This window comes from Lacinutrix chionoecetis (assembly GCF_053604665.1).
Window position 1 is genome coordinate 516098 of the sequence record NZ_JBSHNQ010000086.1, and the last position, 12762, is coordinate 528859.

The following is a 12762-nucleotide window of genomic DNA, read 5'->3' on the forward strand; positions in this document are numbered from 1 at the left end:
AATTATATTATCATGAAAAACTTAAACTCCATTGAGCTTTTGTTCAAAAGCTCTTGTGCTAAATTCGCTCTTTTTTTTAACTCGATTCTGTATTTTAATAAAATTTTAATCTTCGGGATTCCTTTGCTTTTAACATTAATGTTTTCATCAAACATTGAAGCTTCTGAATTTTATGAAAAATCGAGCTTTATATCTGAAATAGAGTCAAAAAACTCTAACGAAGAAAGTATCTTACCTATTTATGATACAGAAGTTAGTATTACAACTATAAATCAACCACCACCTTCATTGTCCTTAACTCATAATTATATATGCAAAGGTAAAGGGACAAAAATTTTAATTGATGGAAATTTGAATGGAGAAACATTTTGGTATATTTATAAAGGGAGTTGCGGTGGCTCTTTCGTTGGTATTACTTCAGGGAATAGTTATAATATATCGCCTTCAGTTACCACTACTTATTATGTGAGTGCTGGTCCGGCAACTGCTAATAATTGTACGAGTATTACGGTTTTTGTGAATTCATCAGGTAATCCACCTCCAACAGAGTGCTGGGAAACGGCAACTTATGATGATTCAAACTGTACTTGGATTGTCACTGGTACACAACCAGCAGAACCAACAACAGCATGTTACGAAACAGCAACATTTAACGATACAACATGTATGTGGGAAGTGACTGGTGATCAACCAATGGAACCAAACACAGCCTGTTATGAAACAGCAACATTTAACGACACGACTTGTGCTTGGGAAGTAACCGGAACACAACCAGCAGAACCAACCACAGCATGTTATGAAACAGCAACGTTCAACGATACGACTTGTGCTTGGGAAGTAACCGGAACACAACCAACCGAACCAACAACAGCCTGTTATGAAACAGCAACGTTCAACGACACCACTTGTGCTTGGGAAGTAACCGGAACACAACCAACCGAACCAACCACAGCATGTTACGAAACAGCAACGTTTAACGACACGACTTGTGCTTGGGAAGTAACCGGAACACAACCAGCAGAACCAACAACTGCCTGTTATGAAACAGCAACGTTTAACGACACGACTTGTGCTTGGGAAGTAACCGGAACACAACCAGCAGAACCAACAACTGCATGCTACGAAACAGCAACGTTTAATGATACCACATGTATGTGGGACGTTTCTGGTACGCAACCAGCAGAACCAACAACTGCCTGTTACGAAACAGCAACGTTCAACGACACGACTTGTGCTTGGGAAGTAACCGGAACACAACCAGCAGAACCAACCACAGCTTGTTATGAAACAGCAACGTTTAATGACACAACATGTGCTTGGGAAGTTTCAGGTACACAACCAGCAGAACCAACAACAGCATGTTACGAAACAGCGACGTTTAATGATACAACATGTATGTGGGAAGTAACCGGAACACAACCAGCAGAACCAACCACAGCATGTTATGAAACAGCAACGTTTAACGACACGACTTGTGCTTGGGAAGTTACTGGAACACCTCCTTCAGTAGTTATAGACCCAATGAGTCTACCTGAATTATGTCAAGGTGTTAGTTTAACACTAACAGCTGAGAGTGCTGAAGCGGTAAGTTATATGTGGACTACTAATGAAACGACTCAAACTATAGATGTTTTAGATAATGGAACGTATGGTGTAACTATTACTACTTCTGATGGCTGTACAGCATATGAAGAATACATTGTTACAAATTACGATGTAGAAAGTTTAGTATCATCCTATACTATAATAGCTAAAGATGAAGTGGATTTACGCCATGATAATTTAGTGTCAACTGGAGCAGTTGGAACTACTTCTAATAATGGAAAGGTGAAAGTTCGTAATTCTAGTCAGGTTGTTGGGTTTGTAAAATCTCAAACGACAACTATTGATAATAGCAGTTCTGTAGGTTCAGAAATATTATCACCAGCGGTACTAACACTACCAGTATTCGTGAATAATTCAATAAACTATAATTCTAATCAAGATATCGTTGTTCAAAATGGACAAACGATGACTTTGAATGGAGATACTTATGGAACAGTTGAAGTTAAAGATGGCGCAACGTTAATTTTTACAAATGAAAATATTTATTTGAAAAAAATTAAAACCAAAGAGAATGCAACTATTAATTTTAGTGGCTGTACAAATGTAGTTTTACAAAAAGGAATTGACTTTGATGAAAACACAACATTTAACGCACTTGGAAATATGGTCGTGATTTATGCTGATGATGATGTGAAAATTGATAAAGGCTCTGATATAACAGCTCGCATATATGTTAAAGATGATGACATTGAAGTTAAGGGAGCTTCTAACAATCCTACAATTATGACTGGTTTGTTTATTGCGAAAAAAGTGAAAGGCGATAAAGAGATTGTATGGAGTCAAGATACTTTATGTAATCCATGTGAGGTTATTCCGCCTCCAACAGACGATTGCGAATGTAATGGTGGTTTAAATGAAATTACCATAGCATATCCAGGAGGTTCTGGTGCTGTACTTACATCAAATTCTGGTACAGTAGTAGATAACGGTGATGGTACTTATACAATTTCTAATAACGGAACAAAATTAGAGAAGAACTTTGAGCTTTCAGATGGAACATCAACTGCCCAAATTCATACTTCATGTTCACAAGAGATTTTAGGAGTAACCTTTGCAGGAGGTATTCAAGTTATTGGTTATGTTGATAGTCAAGGTAGTGTAAGTACTATAGATACCTGTCCTTCAGCACCACCAACAGACGATTGCGAATGTAATGGAGGTTTAAATGAAATCACTGTAGCATATCCAGGCGGATCTGGTGCAATACTTACATCAAATTCTGGAACCGTAGTAGATAATGGTGATGGTACTTATACGATCTCTAATAACGGAACAAAATTAGAGAAGAACTTTGAGCTTTCAGATGGAACATCAGTAGCAGAGATTCATACATCATGTTCTCAGGACATTTTGGGTGTAACATTCGCAGGAGGTATTCAAGTTATTGGTTATGTTGATAGTCAAGGTAGTGTTAGTAGTATAGACACTTGTCCTTCAGCACCACCAACAGATGATGATTGTGAGTGCGATGGAGGTATGGTATCATTAACTCTACAGTATAATGGTGCTATTTCCAATGCTTATATTGAAATAGAAACAAAGAAAGGTGAAATAATTTATAGCGGAACCCATTCTACCAGTGAGCAATTTACATTTATTGGTACTGGTAAGAACAACAGGATTTCTAATACTATATATCTTATTGTCAATGGAGTAGTAGTTGGTGAATTGCATACCAGTTGTTCTCAACCAATTTATGTAGGGATGGTTATTGGAGACTTTACAATCATTGCAGGCGAAAGCCGTAATAATGGACCATTATGTATGGTTGACCAAAAACAAGCAAATTTAGAAATACAATTATTCGATGCTCATGTGTTTCCTAACCCATCAAGTAATTCTTTTAGTTTGCATGTTTCTACAGATTTAAATAGTCAAATTGAAATTGAAGTTTACGATTTATTCAATAAAAGATTAATTAACGATAGGTTTGACAGCAATGTAACTTACAAATTTGGAGACAAATTAGAGACAGGAATGTATATTGTTAAAATTAAGCAATTGGATAAAATTAAATTATTACGAATAATTAAAGATTAATAATTTAGTATTTTAATTTTCAAAGGAAGCTTCTTTTTTGTTAAGGAGCTTCCTTTTTATTTTTAAGTATTACTTACATAATTGCCATATAAAAATCAAACATCGTAACTTTACAGTCTATAAAACAAAAATTACTATGAGTCATAAAGCAGGTTTTGTAAATATTATTGGAAATCCTAATGTTGGTAAGTCGACATTAATGAATGCCTTTGTGGGAGAGAAATTATCAATCATAACTTCTAAAGCGCAAACAACAAGACATCGTATTTTAGGTATTGTAAACGGAGAAAATTTTCAAGTAGTATTAAGCGATACGCCAGGTATAATTAAACCAGCTTACGAGCTACAGGCCTCAATGATGGATTTTGTAAAGTCTGCTTTCGATGATGCCGATTTGCTCATCTATATGGTTGAAATTGGCGAAAAAGAGCTAAAAGATGAAGCATTTTTTAAAAAAATAACCAATGCTAAAATCCCTGTTTTATTATTATTAAATAAAATAGATAAATCTAATCAAGAACAATTAGAAGAACAAGTACAGTTATGGGCAGAAAAAGTACCAAACGCCGAAATTATTGCTATTTCTGCACTCGAAGGATTTAATGTTAGAGCTGTTTTCGATAGAATTATCGAATTACTGCCAGAATCACCACCTTACTATCCAAAAGACCAATTAACAGATAAGCCAGAGCGTTTTTTTATAAATGAAACCATTCGTGAGAAAATTTTAATACATTATAAAAAGGAAATTCCATACGCTGTAGAAATCGATACCGAAGAGTTTTTTGAAGAAGAAAATATTATTAGAATTCGCTCTGTAATTATGGTAGAGCGCGAAACACAAAAAGGTATTATTATAGGGCATAAAGGAAGCGCGTTAAAACGTGTTGGTGTAGAAGCACGTAAGGATTTAGAAAAGTTTTTTGGCAAACAAATTCATTTAGAGCTTTATGTTAAAGTAAATAAGAACTGGCGTAGTAATCAACGTCAATTAAAACGTTTTGGGTACAATCAATAATAAAAATTGATAATCCGTTAATTAAGAGTACCTTTGCAGCCGCTTACAGGATATGTAATGCAGATAAAATATAAGATATGAGTAATATAGTAGCTATTGTAGGAAGACCAAATGTTGGGAAATCAACTTTTTTTAACCGATTAATTCAACGTCGAGAGGCGATTGTAGATGCCGTAAGTGGTGTTACACGTGATCGTCACTATGGGAAAAGCGATTGGAATGGAAAGGAATTTTCATTAATCGATACAGGAGGATATGTAAAAGGAAGCGACGATATTTTTGAAGAAGAAATCGATAAGCAAGTAGAATTGGCAATCGATGAAGCCGATGCTATTATATTTATGGTAGATGTGGAGTCTGGTGTAACTGGCATGGATGAGGATGTTGCTAAGCTGCTTAGAAAAGTATCGAAACCCGTATTTTTGGTGGTTAATAAGGTTGATAATGGAAAACGCGCCGAAGACGCTGTAGAATTCTATTCTTTAGGTTTAGGAGATTATTACACGGTCGCTAGTATAAATGGAAGTGGAACAGGAGATTTGTTAGATGCTTTAGTGGAAGCTTTACCAGAAAAAGAACAAGATCAAGAGTTAGACGAGTTACCACGCTTTGCTGTAGTTGGTCGCCCAAATGCAGGAAAATCTTCTTTTATTAACGCACTCATTGGAAAAGACAGATACATTGTTACAGACATCGCAGGAACTACACGCGACTCTATAGATACAAAATACAATCGTTTTGGTTTCGATTTTAATTTGGTTGATACTGCAGGAATTAGAAAAAAATCTAAAGTAAAAGAGGATTTAGAATTTTATTCTGTAATGCGAAGTGTACGTGCTATCGAGCATAGCGACGTCTGTTTAATAGTTGTCGATGCTAATCGAGGTTTCGATGGGCAAGTACAAAATATCTTTTGGTTAGCACAAAGAAACCGTAAAGGGATTGTAATTTTAGTGAATAAGTGGGATTTGGTAGAAAAAGACCACAAAACAACAATCGCTTTCGAAAAACACATTCGCCAGCAATGCGAGCCGTTTACAGATGTGCCAATTGTATTTATGTCTGCATTAACAAAGCAACGTATTTATAAAGCCATTGAAACAGCTGTGGAGGTTTATAAAAACCGAAGTAAAAAAATTAAAACCAGTGTACTTAACGATACCTTTTTACCAATTATAGAAAACTATCCACCACCAGCATACAAAGGTAAATTCGTAAAAATAAAATACATCATGCAATTACCAACACCGCAACCACAGTTTGCGTTCTTTTGTAATTTACCACAATATGTTCGTGAACCTTATAAGCGTTTTTTAGAAAACAAATTACGAGAATTGTTCGATTTTACTGGTGTGCCAGTAAGTGTTTACATGCGAAAAAAATAACATTGCAATCTAAAATTTTATCATTCCTTTAAGAGAATCATACTATTTGTGTGCTATTTTCGTTTTTCAACTAACGCTATAGATTTCGCCAATCGACTAAACCAATCAAACAAAATGATTCGTAACCTACTATTTATCGCTTTACTTTTGTGCGTTTCCTTCTCTTTTTCGCAAACCAAGGATTTTAAAGTTATTGGAAAATTAGTTGCTGCAGAAGATCAATACCCTTTAGAAGCAGCTACCGTTTTTATGCAGCGTGTAAAAGATAGCTCCCTAGTTACATATACAATTTCAGATAAAAATGGTGAGTTTTCCTTAGAGGACTCAACCGGAGACGACTATTTAAATCTATACGTTTCCTACATAGGTTATAAAACCTATTTTAAGCAGCTTAAAATGGATAAAGCTGTTCATAATTTAGAAACCATTTCTTTAGAAGTATCAAACGCTTTAGACGAGGTGATTCTCAAATCTGTAGCACCTGTAACTATTAAAAAAGACACTTTAGAGTTTAATGTAAAATCTTTTAAAACGAAAAAAGATGCTAACGTTGAAGATTTGCTTAAAGAGTTACCAGGCGTTGAGGTAGACGATGAAGGTAAAATTACGGTAAACGGAAAAGAAGTGAACAAGATATTGGTAAACGGAAAACCTTTTTTTGGCAACGATCCTTCTATAACAACAAAAAACTTAACAAAGGATATTATTGAAAAAATACAGATTGTAGATACAAAAACAAAATCTGAAGCCTTTACAGGAGAAGCCGGAGACAAAGAAAACAAAACCATAAACCTTACCATAAAAGAAGAAAACAATCGAGGTACTTTTGGTCGTCTCTCTGCTGGAGCAGGTACAGACGAGCGTTACGAGTTTGCAGGCATGGTAAATATTTTTGATAACGACCAGCGCGTGAGTATACTGGCCGGAGGAAACAATACAAATTCGCCTGGCTTTAGTTTTGGGGAAATTTCTAAAATGTTTGGACGCAGTAGTAATACATCTTTTAGCAGTAACGGTTCGTTTTCTATTGGAGGTCGCTCTTTTGGAGGTGGGCAAGGAATTACAACGTCGCAAAATGCTGGATTAAATATTGCAGATAAAATAGGAAAAACTACCGATGTTTCTGCCGATTATTTTTACTCCGGAAGTAGCTCGGAGAACGACGCGTCTTCCCAAAGAGAAACCATTCTGTCCGATTCAAGATTTTTCACAAATTCTTCATCAAATTCAGATAACGATACCAATACACACACGGCCAATTTAGCCTTTGAGATTGAAACAGATTCCACCTTCCAAATTAATATTGAGCCTTCATTTACTGCTTCTAAATCAAGGACCCTGTTTAATAGCTACGATGAAACCTTAAATGAAGATCAGGTATTAACCAATCAATCTTCAGTAAACTCTAACGTAGAAAGCATTGCCAAAGAGTTTTCAAATAAGTTGTCTATGACCAAGCGTTTTGGAATGAACGGAGCATTTTTACGTTTTGAATTAGAGAATAGTATTCGTGAAAACGATAGCGATGACTTTATAGATTCTAATACCGAAGTGTTTGGTACCAATCCAGAATCGATTATTCGAAATCAATACACAGATGGAGAAAATAAAAGTAATGGTATAAGTGCAGAGTTTACTTACAGATTGCCAATTGTAGCAAAAAAATTATTTTTAAATTTTGAATACGAGTACGCTCGTGATAAAGACGAAAACAGGAAGAGTACTTTCGATTTCGATGATGTTTCGGAAGCGTTTATTGATTTTAATATAGATTTAAGTACCGATTTTGAATACACAGATTCAAGAAGTATTCCTGGTGTTGCCTTAAGCTATCAAGGCGAAAAATGGTCATCGCGATTTAATGTAAGTTATAATTTAAGAACACTTGAAAATAAAGATTTATTGAGACCGCAGTTTAACGTCGAACGCGATTTCAATAATTTAGAAATCAATTCCTACATTAACTATCGCTTTAGCGAAAAATCATCTGTGTATGCAAATTACAGATTGTCTAACGATCCCCCTGCATTACGACAACTACAAGCATTTACCGATGTTTCTAATCCGTTAAACGTAGTAGTGGGAAACCCTAATCTGGAACCAGTAAATAGACATAGAGTGTATTTAGGTTTTAATAATTTCGACTGGCAAAAAAGAACAGGTTTATATATAAATGCAAATGCCGAAGTGGCAAATAATCAAGTAGTCTCTAAAACAACCGTAGATGCCGAAACCTTAAAACGTACAAGAACTTTCGAAAACGTAGACGGTAATTATAATTTAGGTCTGTATGGTAGTTTTAGTAAAGATGTTAAGTTAGATTCTATTAGAAAAGTAAAATTTAAAATAGGTGCCTGGACAAATTTTTCAAGAAATGTAAACTTTAATAACGATGTCTTATATTCTAGCAACGTCACTAATTTTACACCTAATGTTGGAGTTGATTATATCTGGGATAAAGTATTCGAATTTAAACCCTATTATAGAATTACATTTACCAAAAACGCGTTTGATATTGATGCTTTTGAAGATAGAAATTTTACTAGACATTCAGCCGGTTTAAGGACCGCTTCATTTTTACCAAAAAAGGTAGAGTGGCGAAACGATATTAGTTTTAATTACAATCCGGATGTTGCAGATGGGTTTCAAAAAACGGCTTGGTTTTGGAATGCGACATTAGCTTATTCCATACTTAAAGATAAAGGTGATATTACTCTAAAGGTTTACGATTTATTAAACCAAAATACCAATGCAAGACGTACAGCAACCGAGGATTATATTGAAGATTCCCAAAGTACTGTCTTACAACAGTATTTTATGTTAAGTTTTAGTTGGAAATTTAATAGTTTAGGCTCTAAAGGAGAAACTAAAGATAATGGGTATTATTTTTTCGATTAACACTCTTACTGCCACTTCATAAAAATAGAATCTAATCCTACACTTACACCCTCAAAATATTGCTGATCTTTAAAGTTAGGCACTATTGTTTTTTCAATAATTGCAGAGGCTACTATATCTGTAACAGATTTTTCGGTTCCCACTCCGGTTGCAATAGCCACTTGTCTGTCGAACTTAGAAATTAATATTAAAAGCCCATTGTCTTTCGCTCTCAAGCCAATATCAAGTTGGTTGGCAAGGTTTGTTGCGTGAGATAATATAGCTCTATTATTAGGTACAGAATCAATTGTAATTATACAAATCTGGTTAGTTGTGAGTTTTTCGTAATTAATTATTTTTTCTGAAAGTTTTTTTTCTTCAACATTAGAAAATAAATCACTATTATCCTGAACAACCGCATGATTATAGAATGTATCCCGAACATGCTGTTTACAAGAAAGACATAATAGAAAGCTTAAAAGAAACAGGAGGTTTTTCATTTTTTAAAATATAGATATGAGTTAGTAAGCAAACAAAATCTTGGAACCATGATAGAGTAGCATCAAGTGTTATAAATTACCATCCACCAGAAGCACCACCACCACCAAAGCCGCCTCCTCCAAAACCGCCACCAAAGCCACCACCTCCAGAGCCTCCTCCAAAGCCACCGCCAAAACCACCAGAACCACTTCTGTAGCCTCCACGTCCAGAGTTGCTAAGTATAATAGCTTCAAGAATACTACCAGTAGTACTTCGGCTATCGAAACCGGTACCATTGTTACCACCACCTCTTCTGTTTTTTGTTATAGAAACAAGAATTATTATAAATACAATAAACATAAAAAAGATAACACCAACAGGAATACCGCCTTCGCTACTGCTTTGTCGCGTGCCTTGGTATTCGCCTTGCATAACCTCGAAAATGGCATCTGCACCTCGATTTAGACCACCAAAGTAATTTTCTTGTTTAAAATAGGGAATAATATCGCGTTCAATAATGCGACGCGACATGGCATCTGTCATTAAATGTTCTGTGCCATAACCAGTATTAATACTTATTTTTCTGTCGTCTTTGGCTAACAGTATAAAAATACCGTTGTCTTTTTGTTCGTCGCCAATTCCCCATTGTTCTGCCCATTGCGTACCAAGGTAGTTTATGTATTCGCCTTGAGTTGATGCTATGATAGCAACAACAATTTGCGTTGAGGTCGTATCGGAGTATTTTACAAGTTTATTTTCAAGCGTGCTTTTTTCTGCTGGGGAAAGTAAATTTATGTAATCGTAAACACTGGTTTGAAATTTTGGAACATCTGGAATTTTATATTGCGCAAATGAAAACTGTGAGCATAAAAACAGAAACAAAACAATTAGTTTTATAACCTTTCTATTGCATTTAAATACATACTGAGAACTGAAGACTGAAAACTGAAGATTCAAAATATTCATCCTTTAGATATAGTATTTGGCAACTCATTAATATCTGTTGCTTTGTATGGGAAATGTGTTTTTAATTGTTGTCCGGCCAATAAAATACCATCAACTAAACCTTGTTTATAGTTTCCGTTTTTAAAATGACTTTGTATGGCGTTTTTAGTGTCGTCCCAAAAGGTATTAGAAACGACTGCATTGATGCCTTTGTCTCCATAAATGGCAAAAGCTTTGTCGTTAACTGCAACGTAAATTAAAACAGCATTGTGTAATTCGGTGCGTTCCATTTTTAAAATAGAAAACACTTCTAAAGCACGATTTTCAATATTGCCTTTAGAAGTGGTTTCTATATGTACGCGAATTTCACCAGAGGTTAGCAATTCTGCTTCACGAATGGCAGCTACAATTTCTTGTTCTTCAATAGTTGTTAAAAATGCTTCAACTGGATTTTGCATGAATAGAATTATTCAAATTTAAATTCAACGTCAGGTACTTTTTCCGAGCCTGGATCTGCTTTGTATCTTGCCATTTCCTTAAAGCCAAACATGCCTGCAAGAATTTTGTTAGGGAATTTTGTGGTGTAAATATCATATTTATTTACGGCTTCGTTATAGCGATCTCTGGCCACATTAATTCGGTTTTCTGTACCTTCCTGTTGCGAAATAAATTCTTTAAACTGCTCAGTCGTTCTTAATTCTGGATAACGCTCAAACGATGCAATAAGCCTGCTAAACGATCCGCTTAATTGGCTTTGTGCTTCTTGAAATTTAGCCACGTTTTCTGGAGTTAAATTGTTAGCATCAATATTAACAGACGTAGCTTTAGATCGTGCCTCAATAACTTCGTTAAGAGTTGTTCTTTCAAAATCTGCAGAACCTTGGACCGTTTTTATTACGCTACTGTATAAATCGTTTCTTCGTTGATAACTGCTTTCTACGTTAGACCACGCTGTTTTTGCGTTGGCTTCGAGTTCTACAGCAGTATTGTTTATACCTACTCCCCAAGAGTATAGTGCAAAAATAATGATGCCAATAACAATTAAAGGAATTAAAAATTTTTTCATGATAAATGGTTTTAAAGTTGGTTTTTAAGTTTAGTAAGTTGTGCTTTTATGCCTTCCAATTTACTAATAATTTCAAAATTAGTAAGGCTTTTCTGCTTTTCTTCTTTTAAATGGATTTTTGCACCTTCTAAAGTAAAGCCGCGTTCTTTCACCAGATGGTAAATAAATTTAAGATTTTTAATATCTTCTGGTGTAAATTTACGATTGCCTTTTGCGTTTTTTTTAGGTTTTAAAATATCGAATTCCTTTTCCCAGAATCGTATTAAAGACGTATTAACGTTAAAAGCTTTGGCAACTTCGCCAATGGCATAATAACGTTTTTCTGGAAGTTCGATTTGCATTAATCTAAAGATTGGTTTTCTAATGAAGCATGCTCAAGCAGTTTGCTAAATTCTTCGGCAGTTAAACTACCATAGTAAAAGTTAATAGGGTTAATACGTTCACCATCCTTAAAGATTTCGTAATGTAAATGAGGCGCTTCGCTTCTACCTGTACTTCCTACAAAACCTATTAAATCTCCGCGTTTAACTTTTTGGTTTTTGCCTACATTATACTTATATAAATGTGCATAAAGTGACACGTAGCCATAGCCATGTTCTATTCTTATGTGGTTTCCGTAACCAGAACTATTACTATCTGCACGTTCAACCACACCATCGCCAGCAGCATAAACAGGTGTTCCTCTTGGTGCGGTAAAATCCATTCCCCAATGTTTTTTTCTTGCTTTTGTAAAAGGATCGGTTCTAATACCAAAACCAGAGGCCATACGTGTTAAGTCCTCGTTTGTAACTGGTTGAATAGCAGGAATAGCTGCTAAAAATTTTTCTTTTTCTTCTGCTAAAACAGCAATTTCATCAAGCGATTTCGATTGTACAACAATTCTTTTTTGCAGGATGTCTAAACGTTTATTGCTCTCTTTAATGAGTTTAGAATTATCAAAGCCTTCGAATACTTTATAACGGTTTACGCCACCAAAACCAGCTTTACGTTGCTCGTCTGGAATCGGATTGGCTTCAAAATACAACCTGTAAATATTATTATCTCTTTCTTCAACATTTGCCAGTACGGCTTCTGCTTCATCCATTTTTTTATTAAGCAAATTAAACTGTAATTGCATATTGCTTAACTCACGCTTTAAAGCTTTCTCGTTAGGAGATTCGAAAAACTGACTTGCTAAAAAAACAGTCAGCACGCCAAATAAAGCTGCGGCAAATAAAAAAGCTAAAAGGTACTTAAAAGTACGACGTTTTTTACGTGCAATCTTGCGATACGACAACGTATCAGAATCATAATAATATTTTACCTTACTCATTATCTAATTTATGCTATTTTTGCAATGAAAGCGA

Annotated in this window: 10 protein-coding genes; 4 read left to right on the forward strand and 6 right to left on the reverse strand. The window is 35.0% G+C overall.

The window, feature by feature from the left end; genetic code table 11:
• The first annotated feature begins 138 nt into the window (after positions 1-138).
• From ACVC43_RS14505 to ACVC43_RS14520, 4 genes are all read left to right on the forward strand, one after another.
• Positions 139-3645: a T9SS type A sorting domain-containing protein gene (locus ACVC43_RS14505; protein ID WP_452225251.1), complete on the forward strand. Its 3507-nt coding sequence runs from the start codon at positions 139-141 to the stop codon at positions 3643-3645.
• A 136-nt stretch (positions 3646-3781) separates the two neighbouring features.
• On the forward strand, positions 3782-4663 hold the full coding sequence (era, locus tag ACVC43_RS14510; RefSeq protein WP_452225252.1) for a GTPase Era: 882 nt from the start codon (positions 3782-3784) through the stop codon (positions 4661-4663).
• 77 nt (positions 4664-4740) lie between these two features.
• On the forward strand, positions 4741-6048 hold the full coding sequence (der, locus tag ACVC43_RS14515; protein WP_452225253.1) for a ribosome biogenesis GTPase Der: 1308 nt from the start codon (positions 4741-4743) through the stop codon (positions 6046-6048).
• Positions 6049-6162: 114 nt separating this feature from the next.
• A complete protein-coding gene (locus ACVC43_RS14520; RefSeq protein WP_452225254.1) occupies positions 6163-8946 on the forward strand; it encodes an outer membrane beta-barrel protein in 2784 nt (927 codons plus the stop codon).
• Between the two features lie 5 nt (positions 8947-8951).
• On the opposite strand, the gene ACVC43_RS14525 is transcribed toward ACVC43_RS14520, so the two are convergent.
• From ACVC43_RS14525 to ACVC43_RS14550, 6 genes are all read right to left on the reverse strand, one after another.
• The gene (locus ACVC43_RS14525) at positions 8952-9425 is read right to left on the reverse strand and encodes a TPM domain-containing protein (protein ID WP_452225255.1); all 474 of its coding nucleotides are present in this window, start codon (positions 9423-9425) and stop codon (positions 8952-8954) included.
• A 76-nt stretch (positions 9426-9501) separates the two neighbouring features.
• Positions 9502-10287, reverse strand: a complete 786-nt coding sequence (locus ACVC43_RS14530) for a TPM domain-containing protein (protein ID WP_452225256.1) — start codon at positions 10285-10287, stop codon at positions 9502-9504.
• A gap of 80 nt (positions 10288-10367) precedes the next feature.
• A complete protein-coding gene (locus ACVC43_RS14535) occupies positions 10368-10808 on the reverse strand; it encodes a TPM domain-containing protein (protein WP_452225257.1) in 441 nt (146 codons plus the stop codon).
• Between the two features lie 8 nt (positions 10809-10816).
• Positions 10817-11416, reverse strand: coding sequence for a LemA family protein (locus ACVC43_RS14540; protein ID WP_452225258.1), 600 nt, complete (start codon positions 11414-11416; stop codon positions 10817-10819).
• Positions 11417-11427: 11 nt separating this feature from the next.
• Positions 11428-11757 (reverse strand): MerR family transcriptional regulator, encoded by a 330-nt coding sequence (locus ACVC43_RS14545; protein ID WP_452225259.1) that lies wholly within the window; start codon positions 11755-11757, stop codon positions 11428-11430.
• Positions 11757-12728 (reverse strand): M23 family metallopeptidase, encoded by a 972-nt coding sequence (locus ACVC43_RS14550; protein ID WP_452225260.1) that lies wholly within the window; start codon positions 12726-12728, stop codon positions 11757-11759. Before ACVC43_RS14550 ends, ACVC43_RS14545 begins: the two co-directional genes overlap by 1 nt.
• Positions 12729-12762 lie beyond the last annotated feature (34 nt).

Bases quoted from the DNA above. Each gene is read 5' to 3' on its own strand.
- ACVC43_RS14505 (WP_452225251.1), top strand. From the start codon at position 139: ATGTTTTCATCAAACATTGAAGCTTCTGAATTTTATGAAAAATCGAGC.
- era (WP_452225252.1), top strand. From the start codon at position 3,782: ATGAGTCATAAAGCAGGTTTTGTAAATATTATTGGAAATCCTAATGTT.
- der (WP_452225253.1), top strand. From the start codon at position 4,741: ATGAGTAATATAGTAGCTATTGTAGGAAGACCAAATGTTGGGAAATCA.
- ACVC43_RS14520 (WP_452225254.1), top strand. From the start codon at position 6,163: ATGATTCGTAACCTACTATTTATCGCTTTACTTTTGTGCGTTTCCTTC.
- ACVC43_RS14525 (WP_452225255.1), bottom strand. From the start codon at position 9,425: ATGAAAAACCTCCTGTTTCTTTTAAGCTTTCTATTATGTCTTTCTTGT.
- ACVC43_RS14535 (WP_452225257.1), bottom strand. From the start codon at position 10,808: ATGCAAAATCCAGTTGAAGCATTTTTAACAACTATTGAAGAACAAGAA.
- ACVC43_RS14540 (WP_452225258.1), bottom strand. From the start codon at position 11,416: ATGAAAAAATTTTTAATTCCTTTAATTGTTATTGGCATCATTATTTTT.
- ACVC43_RS14545 (WP_452225259.1), bottom strand. From the start codon at position 11,757: ATGCAAATCGAACTTCCAGAAAAACGTTATTATGCCATTGGCGAAGTT.
- ACVC43_RS14550 (WP_452225260.1), bottom strand. From the start codon at position 12,728: ATGAGTAAGGTAAAATATTATTATGATTCTGATACGTTGTCGTATCGC.